Here is a 22,101-nt window from a genome sequence, read left to right on the forward strand (position 1 = left end):
GCCGTGAGCCTCTCCCCGGCCTCGTCGGAGTAGTCACCCTCCACGATCACAGGGTCGGCCACCCCGGCCGCACGGCAGGCCGCCACGAGGGCCTCCGTGCGGGCGCGGGTGTGCAGCAGGTCCGCGGGGCCGGTCAGCCGCGCGACGCGCCGGTGGCCCAGGTCCAGCAGGCGCGCCAACGCCTCCCGGACCGGGGAGGCGTGGTCGGTCCGGACGGAGGGCGTGCCGGGGTCCGGGTCGGGGCCCCCGGCGATCACGGCGGGCAGTCCCAGTTCGCGCAGTGCGGCGGGGCGTTCGTCCCCGTAGGCGGGGTTGACCACCACGACCACGTCGACCAGGCGCCGCTCCGCCCACCTGCGGTAGGCGGCCAGCTCGGCCTCCCGCCCGGTCACCAGGTGCAGCAGGACCGCCATGTCGCGCTCGGCCAGCCGTTCCTCGATCCCGGCGATGAACTCCATGAAGAAGGGCTCGGTGCTCAGCAGACGGCGCGGCCTCGCCAGGACCAGACCGACCGCGCCCCCGGCCCCGGACCCGCCCATCAGGCCCGCCGGACGTGCAGCGAGTTGGCCGAGCGCAGGACGGGAGCGGAGGTCAGCGCCGCGGGGTCCACCTCCGCGTCCGTCCGCACCATGAAGCCGTGCGTCTCACCGGCCAGCAGGTCCACGAGCATGTCGTCCACCCGGGCGTCGGGGGCCACCCGGTCGGCCATCACGGAGACGTCCCTGGCGAAGGACGAGGCGCGCACCTCCACCCGGTAGCCGCCCTCCACGGGAGTGGCGGTGGCGGTCAGCGCGTCGGGGTCGTAGGACAGGTGGACGTCCTCACGGAAGGGCCGGACGAGGCGTGCGTCCTCGGTCGTGACCACGAGCACCTCCTTCTTCGCGTCCCCGGCCGCGAGCAGTTCCCGCGCCAGGTCGAGCTCCGCCACGGAACGGGGCGGCACGGCCAGGTCGAACCCGTCCGTGTGGAGGACCTCGCCACCGAAGGCCCGGCGTTCCGCCCGGACCGGCGCGGACCAGGCCTCGTCGGTGTCGTTCACGGCCACCAGGACCAGGCGCCCGTCCCGGGGCTGGACGGTGAGCAGGCGCGGCGCGTAGGCGCGGCGGAGCCCGTACCAGAGCGGCTTGGGCCGCTCGTCACCGTCCACGGCCGCCCAGGAGGTGACCGGCCAGCAGTCGTTGATCTGCCAGACCAGGGAACCGGCGGTGCGCGGCCACCAGGACCGGAAGTGCTCGACGCCGAACGCGACCGCGCGGGCCTGGTTGAGCTGGGTGGCCCAGTGCCAGTCCTCGAAGGTGCGCGGCGTGGTCAGGTGCGCCTTCATGCCGCGGTCGAGCTTGCCGTTGCCGTCCTCGGCCTTCTGGTGCAGCAGGAAGGCGGGGGAGACGGGGGTCAGCGGCTCGTCGTGCACCCAGTCGGTGAGGGTGGCCCAGGTCGGCGGGCCCTGGAATCCGAACTCGGAACAGAACCGGGGCACCTGGTCCTGGTAGGCCCGGTAGTCGGTCTGGTTCCACACGTCCCACTCGTGGCGTGTGCCGTGCCCCTCGTCGTTGGGGTGGACCTCGTCCAGGGCGAAGCGCGGGGTGTAGGGGCTGCCGTCGGAGTAGAACCGCGTGGGGTCGAGCTCGGCGACGATCCGGGGGAAGAGGTCGGTGTAGTAGCCGTGGCCCCAGGTGCGGCCCTCCAGCTGCTCCTGCCAGCCCCAGTCCATGAAGCCCCAGAGGTTCTCGTTGCCGCCGTTCCACAGGGCGAGCGAGGCGTGCGAGGTCAGGCGCGCGACGTTCTCCCTGGCCTCGGCCTCGAACTCACTCCACAGGGGCTCCTCCTCCGGATAGGAGGCGCAGGCCAGGAGGAAGTCCTGCCACACGAGGACGCCGCGCTCGTCGCAGACGTCGTAGAAGTCCTCGCTCTCGTAGATGCCGCCGCCCCACACGCGCAGCATGTTCATGTGGGCGCCCACGGCCTGGTCCACGCGCCTGGCCAGGCGCTCGCGCGTGATCCGGGTGAGGAAGTGGTCGTCGGGGATCCAGTTGGCGCCCTTGACGAAGATCGGCTTGCCGTTGACCACGACGGTGAAGGGGGTTCCGTGCTCGTCGGGCTCGGTGTCCACGGTGATCGTGCGGAATCCCACGCGGCGGGCGGCGGAGTCCAGCGGCCCGTCGCCGCCCTCCTCGGTCAGGGTGACGGACAGGTCGTACAGGGGCTGGTCGCCGTGGCCGACCGGCCACCACAGGCGGGCGTCGGGCACCTCGACGACGACCACGCCCGAGCGCTCGCCGGGCGCCACGGTCGCGGTGGCCCGCCGCCCGGCGACCTCGGCGGCCAGGACGAGGCCGGTGTCCTCCCCGGCCCGCTCGACGTCGGCGTGCACCTCGACACGTCCGGTGCCGTCCTCGCCGACGGTGACCAGCGGGCGCACCTGGGACAGGCGCGCGGTCCGCCACCGCTCCAGGCGTACGGGCTTCCAGATCCCGGCCGTCTGGAGGTCCGGCCCCCAGTCCCAGCCGAAGGAGCAGGCCATCTTGCGGACCATGTTGAACGGGTGGGTGTTGACGTGCGGCCGGGCGCCGAGCCTCTCGCGCGTCTCCTCGGCGTACTCCAGGGCGGAACGGAAGGAGACCACGAGCTCGTTGGTCCCGGCGCGGAGCGCGTCGCGCACGTCGAAGCGGTACCCGCGGTGCATGTTGGCGGTGGTGCCGAGTTCGACGCCGTTGAGCTCCACGGTCGCCACCGTGTCCAGGCCGTCGAAGGCCAGGTCGACGCGCTCGTCGGGGCCGGCCGCCTCGGCCTCGAACGAGAGGGCGTAACGCCAGCCGACGCGGTGCGCCCAGGCCAGCTCGGTCTCGTTGGTGTCCAGGTAGGGCTCGGGGATCAGCCCGGCCGCCAGCAGGTCGAGGTGGGTGCTTCCCGGGACCTGGGCGGGAACGGAGCGGCCCGCGACGTCCTCGGGGACGGGACCGGTGGTCGCGGACAGCTGCCAGCCGTCGTGAAGGGTGTGACGGATCATCTGTGCCTCTCCGGGCAGGGATCGGGGGACCGCTCGGGGGTGCGCGGTCGTCGTCGTTGCCGGTACCTCTTGCGTGGACCGGCCATGTCGGAGATTCTTACTTTTCTGAACAAAGTAAGTCAACCCTGTTCCCGACCACGAAGGACGTGGCGACCGTGGCATCGCACCACCCCCTCCCCGGCGGCTCCGACCTCCCGCACCTGCGCGCCGCCGGAGTGAGCCTCCTCCTGGACCTGAGCGGCGGAGCCCTGCCCCGGATCCTGCACTGGGGCTCGGACCTGGGCGACCTCTCCCGCGAGGAACTGGCCGACCTGCGGCTCGCCCTGCGCGCGCAACCGATCGGGTTCTCCGTGGACGGACCCGTGGACGTGGCCGTGCTCCCCGAGCAGTCCGCCGGATGGCTCGGCACCCCCGGCCTCGTCGGCAACCGGGGCGGCGCCGACTTCTCCACCGCCTTCCGCGTGCGCGAGTCGGCGGTGGAGCACGGTTCTCCGGCGGGCGGGCGCCTGGCCGTCCGTGCCGAGGACGCCGGAGCGGGGCTCGCCCTGGACCTCGTGATCGAACTGACCCCCTCCGGCCTGGTCCGCCAGTGCGCCACCGTCACCAACGAGGGCGGCACCCCCTTCTCCGTGGACGCCGTCAACCTCACCCTGCCCGTCCCGGCCGAGGCGGTCGAGCTGCTCGACTTCACCGGCCGCCACATGCGCGAGCGCAGCCCCCAGCGGACCGCCTTCACCCAGGGCCTGCGCGTCCGGGAGAACCGCACCGGGCGCACCGGATACGACTCCGCCCACCTGCTGGCCGCCGGGACGCGCGGTTTCGACAACCGCTCCGGAGAGGTGTGGGCCGTGCACACCGCATGGTCGGGCAACCACCGCACCTTCGCCGAACGCACCTACCACGCGGTGTCCCTGCTGGGCTCCGGCGAGCTCCTGCTCTCCGGCGAGGTCGTGCTGGAGGCGGGCGGGTCCTACACCACGCCGTGGCAGTACGGCTCCCACGGGCACGGTCTGGACGAGGTGTCCGCGCGCTTCCACCGCCACCTGCGCTCGCGTCCGCACCATCCCTCCGGCCCGCGTCCGGTGGTCGTCAACACCTGGGAGGCCGTCTACTTCGACCACGACCTCGACCGGCTGCGCGCACTCGCCGACGCCGCCGCGCGCGTGGGCGCCGAGCGGTTCGTGCTCGACGACGGCTGGTTCGGCTCGCGCCGCGACGACCGACGCGGCCTCGGCGACTGGTACGTCTCCGACGAGGTGTGGCCGGACGGGCTGGGGCCGCTCATCGACCACGTCACCGGGCTCGGGATGCGGTTCGGACTGTGGGTCGAACCGGAGATGGTCAACGAGGACTCCGACCTGGCCCGCGCGCACCCCGACTGGATCATGGCCGCCGGTGACCGGCTGCCCCGACCGGCGCGCTCCCAGCAGGTGCTCGACCTGGCGCGTCCCGAGGCGTTCGCCCACGTCCTGGAGCGCCTGGACGAGCTGCTGTCCGCGTATCCCGTCGCCTACCTCAAGTGGGACCACAACCGGGACCTGGTCGAGGCAGGACACCGGCCGACCGGACGCGCGGGGGTCCACGGGCAGACCCTGGCGGTGTACCGGCTGATGGACGAGCTGCGCCGACGCCACCCGGGGGTGGAGATCGAGTCCTGCTCGTCCGGCGGCGGACGGGTGGACCTGGGGATCCTGGAGCGGACCGACCGCGTGTGGGTCTCCGACTGCATCGACGCCCTGGAGAGGCAGGACATCCAGCGGTGGACCAACGCGCTCGTCCCGCTGGAGCTGATGGGCACCCACGTGGGGTCGGGGACCGCGCACACCACCGACCGCCGCCACGCCCTGGACTTCCGGGCCGGGACCGCCCTGTTCGGCCACTTCGGGATCGAGTGGGACCTCACCCTCGCCGACGCCGACGAACTGGAGCGCCTCCGGGAGTGGGTGGGACTGTACAAGGAGCTGCGCGGGCTGCTGCACACGGGCACCGCCGTGCACGGGGACCATCCGGATCCGGCGGTCCGGGTGCACGGCGTGGTCGCCGAGGACCGGTCCGAGGCGGTCTACGCGATCGTCGCCACCGGAACCTCGGAGTCGTACCCGACCGGGCCCGTCCGGCTGCCGGGCCTGCACCCCGAGTCGGTCTACCACGTCCGCCCGCAGGCGCCCGGAGACGTGCCCGACGGCAACGCCCACCGGTGGGGCGTACCCCTGCCGTGGTGGACCGCCGAGGGGGTGCGCGTCAGGGGCGGGGCGCTGGAGGGCGCGGGCCTCCAGGCGCCGGTGCTCTTCCCGGAACGGCTGGTGCTGGTGCGCGCCACCCGGGTCTGACCGGCCGTGCCGGGAGGGAGCGGGGGAGGATCCCGGTTCCCTCCCGGGCGACGGCCGAGGACTCCCGGCTCCGGACCGTGTCCGGTCACCGAAGCAGGGTGTCACGTCCGAGGTCCGGTGTGACGTGCGCGTCCGCCGGACTTGCCGTTGCCGCGTGAAGGAGCGACACTTCATCAGGCAGGTGAAGAAAGTAGCGGAAGGGGACGTTCCTCCCCAGCCGCGACCGTTGCTGGAAAGTCCGATCATCGAGGGTGCGGAGGTTACGGTGGGCGGGTCGTCACGGGCCATTCCGCACACGACGAGCAGGGCGGCGGTCCTCGACGTCATCCGGGCGGCGGGCACGATCAGCCGCGTCGGGCTGGTCGAGGCCACCGGGTTCACCGGGGCCACGATCTCCACCGTCGTCCGCGGGCTCATCGACGACGGGCTGGTCCTGGAGACCGGACGCGCCGAGTCCACCGGAGGCAAGCCCCGCGTGCTGCTCCGACTCGATCGGGAGGCGCGCTACGCCGTGGGCGTCCACATCGACCCCATCGGCATCACCTACGCCCTCACCGACCTCACCGGTGCCGTCGTGTCCCGGATGACCCGTGCCGGGATCGGCGACGAGGACCCCGCCGAGATCACGGCGCGCATGGCCGGGCAGGTGGACGCGCTCGTGGAGGGCGCCGGAGTGGACCGCGAGCGGGTGCTCGGGGTCGGGCTGGTGGCGCCGACCGACGGGCTCCACCGGCACCCGTCGCTGCGGCGCTGGGCCGACTACCCCGCGGCCGAGGAACTGGAGAACGCCGTCGGCCTGCCCGTGGTCCCGGGCAACGACGCGACCGCCGCCGCCCTCGGCGAGTACTGGTCCGGCGTGGTCAACGGGTCCACCATCTTCGCGGCCGTGTACATGGGCACCGGCGTCGGCGCCGGGGTCCTGGTCAACGGCATTCCGTACGCCGGGGCCAGCGGCAACGCCGGGGAGATCGGGCACGTGTGCCTGGACGTCGACGGCCCGTTGTGCTGGTGCGGCGGACGCGGGTGCGTCGAGGCGATCGCCGGTCCCGCCGCCGTCGTGGCGGCGGCCCGGGCGGACGAGGCACTCGCGCGGACCGCGGACCTGACCCGCGAGGGCGGCCGGACCCGGCCGTCGGTGGCGGCGGAGTTCACCGCCGTGGTCCGTGCGGCCCGCCAGGGTGAGCCCACGGCGCGCGCCCTGCTGGACCGCTCCGCCCGCCACCTGGCCGTGGCGGTCCGCACCCTGGCCAACGTGATGGACGTGGACCTGCTGGTGCTGACCGGTTCGAGCCTGGCCGTGGCGGGGTCGGTCTACCTGCCCGTCATCCAGCGGGAGCTGGACCGGGCGTTCTTCGCCCGCGCCACCCATCCGGTCGAGGTGCGGCTGTCCACCTCGGCCGCGACCGCGCCCGCCATCGGCGCGGCCACCATGGTCCTCCAGTCCCAGCTGGTGCCGATGAGCCCGGGGCTGCGGCTGCCCGGGAACCTGGCGGAGGTCGAGGCGTCCCAGGGCTGAGGCACCCTGTCAGCCGGATCCCTCCAGCTCCTCGATGGCGCGGGACAACCACGACACCCACCCGGCCTCCACGTCGATCCCGCCGAGCAGGACCAGGCGCTGAACCCTCTCCCGCTCGGTGGTCGGCCCGCCGGGGTAGTCACGCCGCTCGAACGCGCGGTACTCCTCCAGCCGCAGCAGGTGCAGGTCGCGGTGGCGGCGCAGCTCCGGCACCAGGCCGCGCACGCCCACCACCCCGGCCGCGCGCAGGCGCAGCGGCAGCGGGTCCCGCGCGACCCGGGGATCCTCGCGTACGTCCACCCACCGCTCCAGTTCCTCCCGCCCGGCGGGCAGCACCTCGTACTCCTTGCGCTGGCCGCGGGTGGGGACCTCCGCGGGCAGCGCCCGGATCAGTCCCGTCCGTTCCAGCTTGCCCAGCTCCCGGTAGATCTGCTGGTGGGTGGCCGACCAGAAGAACCCGATCGAGCGGTCGAAGCGCCGGGCCAGCTCCAGGCCGGACGAGGGCTTCTCCAGCAGGGCGGTCAGGATGGCGTGGGGCAGGGACATGGGCGCATTCTAGGCAGCCCGCGGGCACGTCACTCCTCTGGTTCGCGCAGGCGGACCATCACCCTTCCGTCCACGACCGACGCCTCCAGGGTCTCCAGCGAGGCGGTGGCGGGTCCGTGCACGACCATCCCGTCGTCCAGGTGGAACTCGCTGCCGTGCCAGGGGCAGCGCACGCATTCGTCCACCCGTTCGCCCTCCGCCAGGGGAGCGCCCATGTGGGGGCACGCGCCCAACAGCGCGGTCACCGAACCGCCCGTCCGCGCCACCACGACCGGAACGCCGTCCACGTCACCGCCATCGAGCCCGCCGTCGGCGAACCCGTCCAGCGGGCCGAGGTCGTGCCATCCGTCGGGCACCAGGTCGGCGAGGTAGTCGGCGCTGTTGGCGCCCGCCGCGCGGTAGTAGGCGATGTGTCCGCCCAGGGATCCGCTGAACCCGATGATGCCCACACCGGTCAGGGCCAGGAACTTCCCCCAGCCCTCCCGGCCGCGGGCCCGGGCCAGCGAGGAGGCGCCGAACAGCAGGGTGCCGACGCCGTTGGCCGCCGCGTGCACCACGCCCACGCGCTGCTGCCGCTCGTGCTGCTGCGACCAGTCCGCCAGGCCGCTCACCACCGACGGAAGGGTGGTGAGCAGACCGGCGTTGACCAGCGCGTGCGCGCTGCGGCGGTGGTCTCCTGGCAGCATGTCCAGCAGCACCGCCGCCATCCAGGTGCCGATGGGCAGCTGCACGAGGATCGGATGCGTGGGATGCCCGAGCTGCACGCCGTGCAGGGCGTCGCGGACAGCGCCGGACGGGATGCGTTCGGCCAGACGTTTCATGCGGGAGACCGCGGGATCGAGCCGTTCGTCGCGTTCGATCCCGCGGATGCGTTCACCGAGTCTCATGGTGCTGCGGCTACCCCGGGTGCGCGCGTGTCACTCGCGCGTCACCGGGTTCCACGGATCCTTGAACCCGACTTTCCCGAAAACTCCCCGGGGGACCCGTCCGGAGCACCCGGGGCGGGGATCACAGGGCCGCGGCCAGGCGGGTGCCCTGGTCGATCGCCCGCTTGGCGTCCAGCTCGGCCGCCTCGTCGGCGCCGCCGATCAGGTGGGCCGCGCGCCCCGCCGCGGTCAGCTCCTCGGCGAGGTCCCGGCGGGGCTCCTGGCCCGTGCACACCACGACCGTGTCCACGTCGAGCACGCGCTTCTCCCCGCCGACGGTCAGGTGCAGCCCCTCGTCGTCGATCCGGTCGTACTCGGCCCCCGCGACCATCTCCACGCCGCGGTGGCGCAGTTCCAGGCGGTGGATCCATCCCGTCGTCTTGCCGAGCCCCGCGCCGACCTTGGTGGTCCTGCGCTGGAGCAGGTGCACACCGCGCGGCGTCGCCGGGCGCTCGGGCTTCCGGAGCCCGCCCCGGGAGGCGGGGTCGTCGTCCACGCCCCACCTGCGGAGGAACTCGTCGGTACCGACCCCGTCGCCGTCGTCGGTGAGGAACACGGACACGTCGAAGCCGATACCGCCCGCGCCGACGACCGCCACCCGGTCGCCGACCTCGACGTTTCCGCTGAGGACGTCCACGTAGCCGACCACCTTGGGGTGGTCCACACCCGGAATCCCCGGCACACGCGGGGTGACGCCCGTGGCGAGTACGATCTCGTCGTAGCCGTCCAGGTCGGCGGCGGTCACCCGGGTGCCGAGCCGTACGTCCACCCCGTGCTTGTCGAGCTGGACGCGGTAGTAGCGCAGGGTCTCGTCGAACTCCTGCTTGCCCGGCACGCGGCGGGCCAGGTTCAGCTGGCCGCCGATCTCCCCGGCCGCGTCGAACAGGGTGACCGCGTGCCCGCGCTCGGCGGCGGACACGGAGCAGGCGAGCCCGGCGGGGCCGGCGCCGACGACGGCCACGTTCTTCCTGAGGCGGGTGGGGGAGAGCACGAGTTCGGTCTCGTGGCAGGCGCGCGGGTTCACCAGGCAGGAGGTCACCTTGAGGCTGAAGGTGTGGTCCAGGCAGGCCTGGTTGCAGCCGATGCAGGTGTTGATCTCCTCGGGGGTGCCCGCCGCGGCCTTGGCGACGAAGTCGGGGTCGGCCAGGAAGGGGCGTGCCAGGGAGACCATGTCGGCGTCGCCCCCGGCGAGGACCTCCTCGGCGACCTCGGGGGTGTTGATGCGGTTGACCGCGACGAGCGGTACGGACACCAGGCCCTTCAACCTGCGCGTCACCCAGCTGTAGGCGCCGCGCGGCACGGACGTGGCGATGGTGGGGACGCGCGCCTCGTGCCAGCCGATGCCGGTGTTGATGATGGTCGCCCCGGCCTCCTCCACGGCCTTCGCCAGGCGGACCACCTCGTCGAACGTGGAGCCGCCGGGGACCAGGTCGAGCATGGACAGCCGGTAGACGAGGACGAAGTCGTCGCCGACGCGTTCGCGCACGCGCCGCACGATCTCGACGGGGAAGCGCATGCGGTTCTCGAAGGAGCCGCCCCACTCGTCCTCACGCCGGTTGGTGGCCTCGGCGATGAACTGGTTGATCAGGTACCCCTCGGAGCCCATGACCTCCACGCCGTCGTATCCGGCGTGCCTGGCCAGTTCGGCCGCGCGGGCGAAGTCATCGATGGTCCGCTCGACCTCGTCGCCGGTGAGCGCGCGCGGGGTGAAGGCGCTGATGGGGGCCTGGATCGCGCTCGGCGCGACCGAGTCCTCGCTGAAGGCGTAGCGGCCGGTGTGCAGGATCTGCATGGCGATGCGCCCGCCCTCGCGGTGCACGGCGTCGGTGACCACGCGGTGCTCCTCGGCCTCCGCCTCGGTGGTCATCTTCGCGGCACCCGTGTACGTGGCGCCCTCGGCGTTGGGGGCGATGCCGCCGGTGACGATGAGACCGACGCCGCCCCGGGCCCGCTCGGCGTAGAAGGCGGCCATCCGCTCGAAACCGCCCGGCACCTCCTCCAGACCGACGTGCATGGAGCCCATGACCACGCGGTTGGGAAGGGTCGTGAAGCCCAGGTCCAGCGGTTCCAGCAGGTGGGGGTAGTCGCCCATGTCGTCTCCTCGCGCGGTGCCTCGCGGGCCGGTGTCCGGCCGACCCGACCTCATTATGCAACAAGTTGCAAAACTGGACGCGAGTGCCCTCGGCGATCCGGTGCCCGGCGCGGCGGAGCGCCGCCGCGCCGGGAGCGGAGCGTCAGGCGAGGAAGGACTCCAGCGCGTCGACGACGGCCTCGGGCCGCTCCTCGGGGATGTAGTGGCCGCAGTCGTCGACCGCGACCACGCGCACGTCGGTGCCCTTGGCGGGCATCACCTCGCGGAGCGAGTCGTGGTTGCTCAGCACGCCGCCGAGCACGAGGAGCGGCGCCGTCACGGGCGCGTAGGTCCGCTCGTCGGCGATGTCGGTGGTGAACGCCCGGTACCAGGCGTTGCCCGCGCGGACGGCGTCGGCGGTGGAGAGGGCGCGGGCGTAGACCTCGCGGGAGCGGTCGTCGATGGAGGCGGGGTCCTTGGTGATGTGTTCGGCGAGCCAGTCGACCAGCACGCGGGCGCGCCCCTCCAGCAGCTTCTCCGGCAGCCCCAGGACCTGGTTGAAGGCGAACCACCACAGGAGGGGGCTCCCGCCCTCACCCAGCGGGGTGTTCACCGGCTGGCCGTGCTCGGGAAGCAGCCGGTACTCCGCCCACCCCCCGTCCGGGTGCGCGACGTCCAACATGCAGATCCTCCGCGTCGCCTCGGGGTGGTTGGCCGCGTACGCGTAGGCGACCATGGCGCCGATGTCGTGACCGGCGATGTCCACGGACCCCAGGTCGAGGTGGCGGACGAGCTCGCGGATGTCGCGCGCCATCGTCCTCTTGTCGTAGCCGTCGGCGGGCTTGGCGGAGCCGCCCATGCCGCGCAGGTCCACGGCGATCACCCGGTGGCGGCGTGCGAGCGCGGGCATGACCCTGTGCCACTGCCACCAGGTCTGCGGCCAGCCGCCCAGCAGGAGCAGGGGGGTGCCGGAGCCGCCCTCGACGTAGTGCAGGCGGACGCCGTTGACGTCGGCGTGGTGGCTGGTGAAGCCGCCGTCGAGCGAGCGCGCGAGTTCGGCGTCGTCCAGCGGGTGGGGTGTGGTCATGGGGGTTCCTCCGGGGTCGGGCGTCGCCCACGGCGGGCGGCGATCAACGTTCGAATGTACGAGATCATCGTACTAACGAACAGTATGTGTCAACCCCGTGCTCGCCGATCGGTACGGCATCCGCGTACAGTGGCGCCATGGCCGTACTGCACCATCCCGACACCTCGGAGATCGAGCTCGTCGACGTGCTGGCCGCCCTGGGACACCCCGTCCGTCTGGACGTCGTGCGAGCGCTGGCCGACGGCGAGGAGAGGTTCTGCGGGGAGGTCCTCTCCGGTATCCCGAAGTCGAGCATGACCCACCACTGGAGGGTCCTCCGCGAGAGCGGGGTCATCCACCAGCGCCGCGCCGGACGCAGGCTCTACATCACGCTGCGCCGCGACGAGCTCGACACCCGCTTCCCCGGCCTGCTGGACCTGGTCCTCTCGGACCGCGTCCCGGGCGGGGCCTGACCGGGACGCGGCGACGCCGGTGGGGGCGCGGGGCCAGACGCGACGCGTCCCCCGTCCCAGCGGAGGGACGGGGGACGAGGCGCCTGGTCGCGGGCTCCGTCAGTTGTGCTGACTGCCCATACCGGTGACGTGTCCGTTGCCGTCCGAGCCGGCCTCCGCGCCGTTCCCGTGGCGCATCCACACCGTGCGCTGCTGGAAGGGAATCCTGATCCCCGCGTCATCGAACGCGTCCTTGACACGCCGGCGCAGCTGGCGGGTGATGCCCCACTGCTGCAACGGCACCGTCCTGACGACCATGCGGACCGTGACGGAGTCGGCCTCCAGGGCCTGCACACCCCACACCTCCGGGTCCTCGATGAGGAACTTGCCGTGTTCGGGGTCCTGGCGCAGCTCGGCTCCGGTGCGCTCCAGGACCTCGTAGACGGTGTCGAGGTTGGAGCCGTGGTCGACGCTGACGTCGAGGATGGCGCGGGCCCAGTCCTGGCTGTCGTTCTTCACGCGCATGATCTCGCCGTTGCGGATGTACCACAGCCCGCCGTCGAGGTCGCGGATCTTGGTGATGCGCAGGCCGACGTGTTCGACCGTGCCGATCGCCTCGCCGAGGTCGACGATGTCGCCGACCCCGTACTGGTCCTCCATCATGATCAGCAGGCCCGCCATGTAGTCGGCGACCAGGGACTGCGCGCCGAAGCCGATCGCCAGTCCGACCACGCCCGCGCTGGCGAGCAGCGGGCCGAGCGCGATGCCGACCTCACCCAGGATCATGGCCAGCGCCGTGATGGTGATGACGACGGTGACGATGCTGTTCAGCACCGTTTCCAGGGTCTTGGCACGCTGCTCGCGCCGTTCCTTGGCACGGGTGTCGCCGCGCTGGAGGACGGCCATTCCGCGGCCGTTCCGGCGGGGCTTGTCGCCGTCACCGTCACCGTTCTGGACGGGCTGGGTGATGCGCTTCAGGGCGCGGTTGATCATGCGCCTGCCCACGGCCCGTGCCAGGACGGCGACGACGATGATGAGGAGGATGCTCAGGAGCGTGCTGACGAGAGCCCCGGCGTTCTCACTCAGCCAACCCGGCACGCTGAGGGCCTGCTCGGCCAGCCCCTCTTGGGCGAGGTTCATGTGGGGTGACATGGGATGGTTGCCTTCTTGTTCGTAGGGACGGAGGTCTTCCGGGTCGGCGTCCAGGAGGGAGTGTGCGCGGAGCCTGCGCTGTTGGATGCGCACCCGTCACTTCTGCCCCGACCGTCCCCCCGAGGGTAGGGGGGACGAACCGCCCGGTCAGGTGAAGGGCGAGGAGGGAGAGGGAGGTCGCAGCGGGGCCCGTCACCGGCCGTCGGTGCCGCGGAAGGCGCGTCGGTAGGCCTGCGGGCTGGTGCCGACGACCTGTCGGAAACGTTCGCGGAACGCGGTGGGGGAGCCGAACCCCGCCCGCGTCGTCGACGACGGCGACCTGGTGACCGCTGCCGGGGTCACCTCCGGGCTGGACCTGGGCCTGTACCTGCTGGAACGCGAGGTGGGCCCGCGCGTCGCCCACTCCGTCGAGCGGCTGTTCTCCCACGAGCGCCGCGGCGTCGTCTGGCGGGCCGAGGGCCCCGAGGCCGTCGCGTGAACCGCCCGCACACCACGAGGAGCACAGAGGACATGTCGGTCGATGGAACCTGGGACCTGACCATCACCACGCCGGTCGGCAGGCTGCGGCCGACCGTGCGCATCACCGGGGAGGGCGGCGAGCTGACCGGAACCGCCCTGGGTGCCGGGGAGGAGGTGGAGCTCACGGACCTGGCCCTGGACGGTGACCGCCTCACCTGGCGCCAGGCGGTCACCAGGCCGATGCGCCTCGACCTCGCCTTCGACCTGACCGTCGAGGGGGACCGGATGGCCGGGACGTCGAGGGCCGGGCGGCTGCCCGCCTCCAGCGTCGTGGCCCGGCGCCGGACGGACGACGGTTCCGCAGAGGCCAACGGAGACCGAAACTGAGGCTGCGAACGACGAAGGCCCCGACCGGTGTCCGGTCGGGGCCTTCCGCCTGCTGGCCCCTCGGGGGTTTCGGAGGGTCGTCCCCCTGGGAGATGCTTCGGCCCGTGGGGAGGACGACCGAGGGTCGTCGACCATCACGGGCTCTTCGGGGGTTTCGGGGGGTCGTCCCCCTGGGAGATGCTTCGGCCCGTGGGGAGGACGACCGAGGGTCGTCGACCATCACGGGCTCTTCGGGGGTTTCGGGGGGTCGTCCCCCTGGGAGATGCTTCGGCCCGTGGGGAGGACGACCGAAGGTCGTCGACCACCACGGGCTCTTCGGGGGTTTCAGGGGGTCGTCCCCCTGGGAAATGCTTCGGCCCGTGGGGAGGACGACCGAAGGTCGTCGACCACCACGGGCCGCTCGCGGAGGATAGGGGATTCGAACCCCTGAGGCGTTGCCGCCAACACGCTTTCCAAGCGTGCGCCCTAGGCCACTAGGCGAATCCTCCGCGAACAACTCTACATGCCGTCACGGAGTGCTCTGAACAGGTTTTCGCGATCTCCCGGAAGCACCCGTGCTCCGTGCCCGGGTTCACGGGACGCGGCTGGAGGTCACCCCGCTGATGGCGTTGTTTCGGAAGGCGTCCACGAACAGCGAGTGGTCGGCCCGGGTCTGGGCCGCGTACCGGTGCGCGAAGTCCACGCACCACCGCGTGAACTCCGTCTCGCGGCCGTCGAGCACCTCCATGACCGCCTCCTCCGTCTGGCCGCGCACCAGAGTGGCGTCCGCGTGCGAGTCGGACACGCAGTGCGCCTTGGCGGTGGCACGACCCAGGTAGTCCAGCACCGGCGCGATCTCCGCGGGCTCGGTGAGGTCGTTCCAGTCCAGGTCGTTGGTGTAGGGGGAGACCTCGCTCACCACGAAGCCCACGCCGTCCAGCTCGGTGTGGCCCAGCAGCGGGTCGGCGTGCGCCTGGAGCGCGCGTTGGGACACGGCCGTGCGGTGCCCGTGGTCCCTGAAGTAGTCCATGATGCGCTGGTCGGTCACCACCCGGGACGGCGCGGCCACGTTGCCCTGCTTCATGGACAGCACGATGTCGTTGTCCCACGCCTCCGACTGGCCCTCGATGAGCAGGGTGTAGGCGGGCAGGCCCGCCGAGCCGATCCCGAAGCCGCCGCTGCCCACCACGTCCTTGACCGCGTAGTTCAGCGACGCGAACCGCCGGTCCTCGGGGATGGTCCCCAGGTAGGTCTCGTAGGCCTTCATGACCCGTTCCCGCTCGGCGTCGTCCAGGCGCCGCGCCCGGGGACCCTCGGTGAACCGGCGGGTGTACCCGTCGCGGGTCGTCATGGACGTCAGCATCTCGGCGCGGCTGTTGAGCCGTGTCCTCTGGAGTACGTCGTGCACGGTGCCGTCGGTGTTGCCCAGCTTGAGCGAGAACTCCGAGTCGCGGGACGTCGTCGCGAACTCGCGCACCTGGCTGATGTAGGCGTTGACGTAGTGCGGTACGAGCAGGCCGATGTCGTTGTCGGACAGGGCCTTCTGCCAGCCCATGACCCCGATGCTGGCCACGAACCTGAGCACGTCCCAGGTGAAGTGGCCGAGGTAGGCCTCGTCGAAGTCGTTGACGTCGAACACCAGACGGCCGGTGGAGTCCATGTAGGTGCCGAAGTTCTCCGCGTGCAGATCGCCCTGGATCCACACCCGTGAGGTTCGTTCGTCGGCCCAGGGGTCGTCCATGTCCGAGACGTCGTTGTAGAAGAGTGCTGCGCTGCCCCTGTAGAAGGCGAAGGGGTTGGCCGCCATCTTGCGGAACTTGACGCGGAACGCGGCGGGGTCGGAGGCCATCAGGTCCGAGAAGGCGTTCTCCAGGGTGGCCACGATGAGGTCGCGGCGGTCACGGGAGCTGTCCGTGGTGTCCAAGGGGTCGATCATGCCGTCCATGGTCTCTCCGAGAGCGGTGTTTGCTCCAGTTGTGACGCATGCACCCGTTCCGTTCGTTCCCACGGATCCGTCCGAAGGACGGGATGTCGCGCAGACGGTTGCCCGAGCAGTCCGGAGGTCGGATACACTCGAGGCAGACCCCTCGTGCGGCGTCACCCCATGAACCTCCCCAGGGCCGGAAGGCAGCAAGGATAAGTGGGCTCTGGCGGGTGCGCGGGGGGTCCTTCTCTTTCTCCGGCCCGGTCGAACCCCTCCCGGTCTGCGCCAACCGGCGCGAGTTGTCACCGCTCGCGGGTTGAATGGACACGTGGCAGGGACCAGGGGAGTGATCACACCGTGAGCATCGCGCTGTACCGCAAGTACCGCCCCGCGACGTTCGGGGAGGTGCGCGGGCAGGAACACGTGACGGACCCGCTGCGCCAGGCGCTGCGCAGCGGACGGATCAACCACGCCTACCTGTTCAGCGGACCGCGCGGCTGCGGCAAGACCACCAGCGCCCGCATCCTGGCCCGCTCCCTCAACTGCGTGGAGGGCCCCACCCCGGACCCCTGCGGCACCTGCGACTCCTGTGTGGCGCTGGCCCCCGACGGCGGCGGCAGCATCGACGTCATCGAGATCGACGCCGCCTCCCACGGTGGTGTGGACGACGCGCGCGACCTGCGCGAACGGGCCTTCTTCTCGCCGGTCAACTCGCGCTACAAGATCTACATCATCGACGAGGCGCACATGGTGACCCGCGAGGGTTTCAACGCGCTCCTCAAGCTGGTGGAGGAACCCCCGCCGCACCTGAAGTTCGTGTTCGCGACCACCGAGCCCGAGAAGGTCATCGGAACGATCCGCTCGCGGACCCACCACTACCCGTTCCGCCTCATCCCGCCGAGCACCCTCAAGGAGCTCATGGAGGACCTGCTCAAGCAGGAGGGCATCTCCTACGACCAGGCCGCGCTGCCGCTGGTCGTGCGCGCGGGCGCGGGCTCGGCGCGTGACACGCTCTCGGTCCTGGACCAGCTCATCGCCGGTTCGGGCGAGGACGGCATCACCCGTGAGGGCGCCGTCTCCCTGCTGGGTTACACCGACTCCAGCCTGCTCGGCGAGATGGTCGACGCGCTCGGCGCCCGCGACGGTGCCGCCGTGTTCGGGTTGATCGACCGCATGGTGGAGGGCGGCCACGACCCGCGCCGGTTCACCACCGACCTGCTGGAGCGCTTCCGCGACCTGGTCGTCCTGGCCGCCGTGCCCGACGCCCTGGACAAGGGACTGATCAACGTCGCGCCCGAGGCGACCGAGCAGATGAAGGACCAGGCGTCACGCCTGGGCCCGGCCGAGCTCACCCGCGCGGCCGACATCCTCAACCAGGGCCTGACCGAGATGCGCGGGGCCACCGCGCCCCGGCTGCTGCTGGAACTCATGTGCTCGAGGGTCCTGCTGCCGGGCACCGACGGAGACCAGGGGGTGGCCCTGCTGGCACGTCTGGAGCAGATGGAGCGCCGGATCGCCTCCGGTGCCGTCGCTCCTCCCACGGCGCCGGGCCGACCCGCCTCCGCGCCGGTCTCCCCGACGGTTCCCTCCGAGCCCGTGCGGGCGGCCCCCGCGCCTTCCGTCACCGCTCCGGCACCTGAGGCCGCACCGGCCGCACCGGCCGCGCCGAGGCCCGAACCCGCCCCGGCCCCCGCCGAACGGAGTGCCGAGCCCACGGGCTGGGACGTCCCGGCCCGGCCGAGCGCTCCCGCGCGAGCCCAGGCACCCGCTCCGTCCGGCGGCCCGCTCGACCTGGGGCGTGTGCAGGGCGCGTGGAGCCAGATCCTGGAGTCGGTCAAGGGCCGACGCCGGTTCACCTGGATGGTGCTGAGCGGCAGCGACGTCCGTCCGGTCGGTGTGGAGGGCAACACCGTCCTGCTCGGCTTCGCGCGGCCCAACGACGCCAAGGGTTTCAGTAACAGCGGCAGCGACCAGGTGGTCGCCGCCGCGATCCAGCAGGTCCTCGGGGCGGAGGTGCGCGTCGCCGCGGCTGGCAGCGCCGCCGCGGCGTCCGCCGCGCCCGCGCGCAGGCCCGAACCCGCGCGTCCGGCGGAGCCCGCAGGGTGGGACGCGCCCGCGCGACCCGGCGCACCCGAGCCCGGACCGGCTCCGGAACCCGCCCCGGCACCGGGGCCCGCTTCCGAACCCGCGCCCGCGGCGGAGGCCGCACGGGCAGCGCGGCCCGCACCGGACGGTCCACCGCCCGACCGCATCGTCACCGGGCTCCAGGAGCCGCCGCCCGACCCCTACGAGGACGCGTCCGCCGCGCCCCCGCCCGAGTACGGTGACCCGTCGTCCGCGGAGCCCTCCCGGGCGTCGAGTCCCTCCCCGGAGCCCGCCCGGCGGCAGCCGGAGTCCGGGGCCCCCTCGGCCGCCACGGGAACGGCGTCCCCGGGCGGTTCCGCGCCCTCGAACGGCTCCGCGTCACCGGGAGCCGGGCTCATCGAGTCCGAGCTCGGCGGCCGGGTCATCGAGGAGATCGAGCACGAGGCACCGGACGCCTCCCTGTGAGGCGGTGACCGCCAGGGTTCCCCGGCTCGCCGCCGTCGACACCCCGCGGTGACGCGGCAAGCGGAGACCCGGGAGCCCTGGGATCGTCCGCGGGAGGGTCCCGCGCGTTTCCCGTCCCCGGTCAGACCGCCTGGCGGTCCCGGGGGCGCAGGGCGCGCAGCACCGTGTCGACCAGTTCGTCCACGTACTCGTGGGTGAGCGGCCCGGTGCGCAGCAGCCAGCGGTGGTGGATCGGTCCGGTGAACAGTTCCACGGCCAGCCCGAGGTCGGTCTCCGGATCGACCTCGCCCGCGTCCACGGCGGAGCGCAGCCGGTCCCTGATCGCCTCGGTGTTGGGACGGAGCAGCCGCTCACTGACGGCCTCGGCGAAGTCCGGGTCGTTCTGGAGTTCGGTGGTGAACGCCCGCGTGGTCCGGTCCATCTCGGGGATGCGGAACTCGTCCACCGTGGCGCGGAACACCGTCTTCAGGTCCGCGGCCAGATCGCCGGTGTCGGGCAGGGGATCACCCGCGTTCCCGCCGGTCAGCGCAGTGAAAACGTCGAAGACCACGGCCGCCTTGGACGGCCACCAGCGGTAGATGGTCTGCTTGCCCACCCTGGCCCTGGCGGCGATCGCCTCCATGGTCAGCTTCGCGTATCCGACCTCGCCCATCAGCTCGGTGGCGGCGTCGAGGATGGCGCGGTGCGCGCGTTCGCTGCGGCGCCGGGGATCGGGGCCTCGGCGGTTCCGGGACTCTCCCTGTGCGGTGTTCTCCATACCCGCCACGGTAGCCGCTGAAAAATGACGAGACGTATCGTCTTGACTTCGCTACCCTCTCCGGAGTTGGATCAACTCAGCGAGACGTCTCGTCTCGCACAGAGGGAAAGGAGGTCCGCATGGCCAGGAACGGCAACAACCTTCTCGGCGTCGGCGGACAGCGCACCACCGTCTCCCGCTCCACTCTCCGCGGGGGCAAGGCCGGCGGCAAGGGAGGACCCAGCGCCGACGCGGTGGAGCACAAGCAGGAGCTCCTGCGCAAACTCCGGGAGAAGAGCGGCAGGAACCCGAAGAGGCCCGAGAGCGGTGTCGAGGGACGGGTGTGAGCGCGCGGCGGCGGCCCCGCCGCGGGGTCACCGCTACTCACCGCCGCCCGAGGGGGATCCGGTCCTCGGGCGGGCGAGGTCACACCTTCCAGCTCCGGCTCTCCGGCGAGTCCAACCACACCCGGTGCGTGCCGTCGGCCTCCACCGAGAGCCCGAACCGGTCGGGTCCGGGCTCGCCCAGATCCGTCCACAGCTCCAGGGCCTCCTCGAACTCGTCCCAGATGCTCCTCGGGCCGCCCTGCTCGATCATCCACGAGGTGCCGTAGGGATACACGCGCACCCACGAGCCGCCGTCCTGGTCGAACACCCACACGCCCGACCCGGTGCCGATCCAGCGCCGCCGCACCCGCCAGCCGGGCACCATCACCGACAGCGCGAACGCTGACGGGAACGCCATCAGCGACGCCATGGGGTCGGTCTGGGTGAGCCGGTACTCGTCGGGCTGCTGCCCCGAGTCCCGCACCAGACGCGTCGGGGCGTCGGCGGAGCGCAACGGCACGAACCCCACACCCCCGTGGAAACTCGCCCGCGCGGAACCGTCCCCGGGGCACTCCATCCGCGCGATCACCCCGGCCCCCTCCAGCAGCCCCCACGGGCACACCACCAGGCCGTCGGGGCGCAGCTGTTCCATCCACGCGGGCGGTACCCGTCGCACACCGCAGGTCGAGGTGATCCGGTCGTAGGGGGCGTTGTCCGGGCAGCCCCCGTACCCGTCGTCCAGGAGGATGGTGGGGGAGTAGCCCTCCACGCGAAGCCTCTCCCGGGCGCTCCCGGCCAGGCGGGGATCGATCTCCACGGAGGTGACGGCGCCGTCGCCCAGCCGGTGTGCCAGCAGGGCGGTGTTCCAGCCGGTCCCGGTGCCCACCTCCAGGACCTTCTGCCCGTTGGCGAGGTCGGCCAGTTCCAGCAGGCGGGCGAGCACCCTGGGCGCCGAACTGGACGAGGTCGCCGCCTCCGCGCGCTCCCGTGCTTCCTGTTCCCGTGATGCGAGCTCCTCCCCCGGCTGCGGGAGGCCGAACTCGTCCACCCGGGTGACGATGGCGTTGTCGGCGTACACGGCCGCGAGCCACCGCTCCGGGTTGCTGTTGGCGTTCAGAGCGGTTCCGTGTGCGGTCAGCGCGCCCGTCTCGGGGATGAACCGGTGCCGGAGCACGGCCCGGAACGTGTCGATGAGGGCGGCGTCGGTCAGCGTGCCGTCCGCGACCATCGCCTCGACCAGCGCCGAGTGGCGTTCCCTGGCGGTTAACACGTCCTCAGTCCCCCGTGGTTTTTGGTCCTGCCGTCGGCGCCCGAGAGCGCCGCCGGGACTTTTGTGCCCCGCGGGGCACCATTTCAACCGAGAGTGATGTTAGTACCACTCTTCGCTCCCGACCCTGGTGGAAACCCCGGGAGTCGCCCCGGGCCGTGGACGGGGAGCGGGACCGGCCCCGGTGTCCCTCCCGACCCGGGGGCGGTCCGCGCGCCTCCCGCGGGCTATCCCGCCGTGGCGGCCGGGGGATAGTCCACGTACCCCCGGGGGCCGGAGATGTAGTGGAAGTTCTTTTCCCGGATGCGTGCCCAGGGAATCCCGGCGGCGATCCGCTCCACCGCGTCCGGATTGGAGATGTAGGGGCGTCCCACCGACACGAGGTCCGTGCGCCCGTCCGCCACCAGCCGGGCGGCGCTCTCCGGGGTGGTCTCCTCGTGCTCACCGGTGTTGCCCACCAGGGTCCCGCTCCAGCGCGGACGCAGGTCGTCCAGGGCCGGGTAGGCCGGATCATCCGTGACGTGCAGGTACGCCAGCCCGAGCGGGTCCACGGCGGCCAGCAGTTCCCGGTAGACGGGCGCCGGATCGCGTTCGACCATCCCGAATTGGGGGTTGCCCGGCGCGATCCGCAGTCCCATCCGCTCGGCGCCGACCGCGTCGGCCACCGCCTCGGTCACCTCCACGGCGAACCGGATCCGTCCGGCCGTGTCTCCTCCGTAGCGGTCCGTGCGCAGGTTGGTGTTGTCGGCGAGGAACTGGTGCGGCAGGTAGCTGTTGGCCCCGTGGACCTCGACCCCGTCGAAGCCCGCGCGGATCGCGGCGCGTGCAGCGTCGGCGTGGTCGGTGACGGCCTGGCGCACCTCGGCGGTGGTCATCGCGCGCGGGACCACGGAGTCCACCTTGCCGTCGAGCGTGTGCAGGGGTCCGGGCGCGCGCACCGCGGAGGGCGCGAGGGGAACGCCGCCGTCCTGTCGGTTGGCCGGGTGGCCGTTGCGTCCCGCGTGCATGATCTGGGCGAATATCCGGCCGCCCGCGGCGTGCACGGCGTCGGTGACCCGACGCCAGGCCTCCACCTGCTCCTCGGTGAACAGGCCGGGCTGGTTGAGGTACTGCTGACCGGTCGGGCTCGGCGCGATGCCCTCGGAGACGATCAGCCCCGCTCCGGCGCGTTGCGCGTAGTACTCGGCCATCACCGGCCGCGGGACCGCGCGGCGGTCGGCGCGCAGGCGGGTCATGGGCGCCATGACCACCCGGTTGGGCAGGGTGAGGCGGGGAAGCGCGTACGCGTCGAGCAGCGGATTCACTGCCGTCCCGGCGGCCGGACCGGCGGTGGAGGACGTGGCGTTCCTGCTTGTCGTGTTCATGAGCCGAGCGTAGAATCTGACATCCATGTCAGATTCAACCCCT

At 72.3% G+C, this 22,101-nt stretch carries 18 protein-coding genes, 1 tRNA gene and 1 other RNA gene (1 of these 20 running past the window's edge); 8 read left to right on the forward strand and 12 right to left on the reverse strand.

Features of this window, described 5'->3' with window-relative positions:
• Together D455_RS0108355 and D455_RS0108360 are read right to left on the reverse strand one after the other, a co-directional pair.
• Positions 1 to 539, reverse strand: the 5' portion of a protein-coding gene (locus tag D455_RS0108355; RefSeq protein WP_017570287.1) for a LacI family DNA-binding transcriptional regulator. Its footprint begins 289 nt before the window's first position; 539 of the gene's 828 nt are visible here — the first part of the coding sequence; it begins with the start codon at positions 537 to 539; its stop codon lies beyond the left edge, outside the window.
• A complete protein-coding gene (locus tag D455_RS0108360) occupies positions 539 to 3,007 on the reverse strand; it encodes a glycoside hydrolase family 2 protein (RefSeq protein WP_017570288.1) in 2,469 nt (822 codons plus the stop codon). Before D455_RS0108360 ends, D455_RS0108355 begins: the two co-directional genes overlap by 1 nt.
• Before the next feature lie 146 nt (positions 3,008 to 3,153).
• On the opposite strand from D455_RS0108360, the gene D455_RS0108365 reads away from it, so the two are divergent.
• Both D455_RS0108365 and D455_RS0108370 read left to right on the forward strand, forming a co-directional pair.
• The gene (locus D455_RS0108365; RefSeq protein ID WP_017570289.1) at positions 3,154 to 5,337 is read left to right on the forward strand and encodes an alpha-galactosidase; all 2,184 of its coding nucleotides are present in this window, start codon (positions 3,154 to 3,156) and stop codon (positions 5,335 to 5,337) included.
• Positions 5,338 to 5,602: 265 nt separating this feature from the next.
• Positions 5,603 to 6,853 (forward strand): ROK family transcriptional regulator, encoded by a 1,251-nt coding sequence (locus D455_RS0108370; RefSeq protein WP_017570290.1) that lies wholly within the window; start codon positions 5,603 to 5,605, stop codon positions 6,851 to 6,853.
• Between the two features lie 9 nt (positions 6,854 to 6,862).
• On the opposite strand, the gene D455_RS0108375 is transcribed toward D455_RS0108370, so the two are convergent.
• From D455_RS0108375 to D455_RS0108390, 4 genes are all read right to left on the reverse strand, one after another.
• Positions 6,863 to 7,399: a PadR family transcriptional regulator gene (locus D455_RS0108375; protein WP_017570291.1), complete on the reverse strand. Its 537-nt coding sequence runs from the start codon at positions 7,397 to 7,399 to the stop codon at positions 6,863 to 6,865.
• A 29-nt stretch (positions 7,400 to 7,428) separates the two neighbouring features.
• Positions 7,429 to 8,286 (reverse strand): Rieske 2Fe-2S domain-containing protein, encoded by an 858-nt coding sequence (locus D455_RS0108380; RefSeq protein ID WP_017570292.1) that lies wholly within the window; start codon positions 8,284 to 8,286, stop codon positions 7,429 to 7,431.
• Positions 8,287 to 8,407: 121 nt separating this feature from the next.
• Positions 8,408 to 10,417, reverse strand: a complete 2,010-nt coding sequence (locus tag D455_RS0108385; protein WP_017570293.1) for an NADPH-dependent 2,4-dienoyl-CoA reductase — start codon at positions 10,415 to 10,417, stop codon at positions 8,408 to 8,410.
• Between the two features lie 142 nt (positions 10,418 to 10,559).
• Entirely contained in the window at positions 10,560 to 11,483 is a 924-nt protein-coding gene (locus D455_RS0108390; RefSeq protein ID WP_017570294.1) for an alpha/beta fold hydrolase, read from the reverse strand.
• A gap of 137 nt (positions 11,484 to 11,620) precedes the next feature.
• On the opposite strand from D455_RS0108390, the gene D455_RS0108395 reads away from it, so the two are divergent.
• The gene (locus D455_RS0108395; protein ID WP_017570295.1) at positions 11,621 to 11,935 is read left to right on the forward strand and encodes an ArsR/SmtB family transcription factor; all 315 of its coding nucleotides are present in this window, start codon (positions 11,621 to 11,623) and stop codon (positions 11,933 to 11,935) included.
• Between the two features lie 99 nt (positions 11,936 to 12,034).
• Here D455_RS0108395 and D455_RS0108400 read toward each other — a convergent pair whose 3' ends face one another.
• Entirely contained in the window at positions 12,035 to 13,066 is a 1,032-nt protein-coding gene (locus D455_RS0108400; RefSeq protein WP_040684709.1) for a mechanosensitive ion channel family protein, read from the reverse strand.
• Positions 13,067 to 13,343: 277 nt separating this feature from the next.
• On the opposite strand from D455_RS0108400, the gene D455_RS0108405 reads away from it, so the two are divergent.
• Positions 13,344 to 13,544, forward strand: coding sequence for a type 1 glutamine amidotransferase family protein (locus D455_RS0108405; RefSeq protein WP_017570297.1), 201 nt, complete (start codon positions 13,344 to 13,346; stop codon positions 13,542 to 13,544).
• A 32-nt stretch (positions 13,545 to 13,576) separates the two neighbouring features.
• Positions 13,577 to 13,912: a hypothetical protein gene (locus tag D455_RS0108410; RefSeq protein ID WP_017570298.1), complete on the forward strand. Its 336-nt coding sequence runs from the start codon at positions 13,577 to 13,579 to the stop codon at positions 13,910 to 13,912.
• 403 nt (positions 13,913 to 14,315) lie between these two features.
• Here the strand turns inward: D455_RS0108410 and D455_RS0108415 are convergent.
• Both D455_RS0108415 and D455_RS0108420 read right to left on the reverse strand, forming a co-directional pair.
• Positions 14,316 to 14,400, reverse strand: a tRNA-Ser gene (locus D455_RS0108415).
• A gap of 83 nt (positions 14,401 to 14,483) precedes the next feature.
• Positions 14,484 to 15,836, reverse strand: a complete 1,353-nt coding sequence (locus D455_RS0108420) for a DUF2252 domain-containing protein (protein WP_017570299.1) — start codon at positions 15,834 to 15,836, stop codon at positions 14,484 to 14,486.
• 133 nt (positions 15,837 to 15,969) lie between these two features.
• Here D455_RS0108420 and ffs point away from each other — a divergent pair.
• Positions 15,970 to 16,065: signal recognition particle sRNA small type (gene ffs / locus D455_RS32640), an RNA gene on the forward strand.
• Positions 16,066 to 16,172: 107 nt separating this feature from the next.
• Entirely contained in the window at positions 16,173 to 18,365 is a 2,193-nt protein-coding gene (locus D455_RS0108425; protein WP_017570300.1) for a DNA polymerase III subunit gamma and tau, read from the forward strand.
• Between the two features lie 121 nt (positions 18,366 to 18,486).
• Here the strand turns inward: D455_RS0108425 and D455_RS0108430 are convergent, their stop codons facing one another.
• A complete protein-coding gene (locus D455_RS0108430; RefSeq protein WP_017570301.1) occupies positions 18,487 to 19,122 on the reverse strand; it encodes a TetR/AcrR family transcriptional regulator in 636 nt (211 codons plus the stop codon).
• Positions 19,123 to 19,241: 119 nt separating this feature from the next.
• On the opposite strand from D455_RS0108430, the gene D455_RS0108435 reads away from it, so the two are divergent.
• A complete protein-coding gene (locus D455_RS0108435; protein ID WP_017570302.1) occupies positions 19,242 to 19,448 on the forward strand; it encodes a DUF6243 family protein in 207 nt (68 codons plus the stop codon).
• A 79-nt stretch (positions 19,449 to 19,527) separates the two neighbouring features.
• On the opposite strand, the gene D455_RS0108440 is transcribed toward D455_RS0108435, so the two are convergent.
• Positions 19,528 to 20,697, reverse strand: a complete 1,170-nt coding sequence (locus D455_RS0108440) for an rRNA adenine N-6-methyltransferase family protein (RefSeq protein WP_026122439.1) — start codon at positions 20,695 to 20,697, stop codon at positions 19,528 to 19,530.
• A gap of 224 nt (positions 20,698 to 20,921) precedes the next feature.
• Entirely contained in the window at positions 20,922 to 22,058 is a 1,137-nt protein-coding gene (locus tag D455_RS0108445) for an alkene reductase (protein WP_083922179.1), read from the reverse strand.
• Positions 22,059 to 22,101: the final 43 nt, after the last annotated feature.

The sequence above is a fragment of the Nocardiopsis halotolerans DSM 44410 genome (genome assembly GCF_000341065.1).
In the GTDB taxonomy this organism is placed as follows: Bacteria; Actinomycetota; Actinomycetes; order Streptosporangiales; family Streptosporangiaceae; genus Nocardiopsis; species Nocardiopsis halotolerans.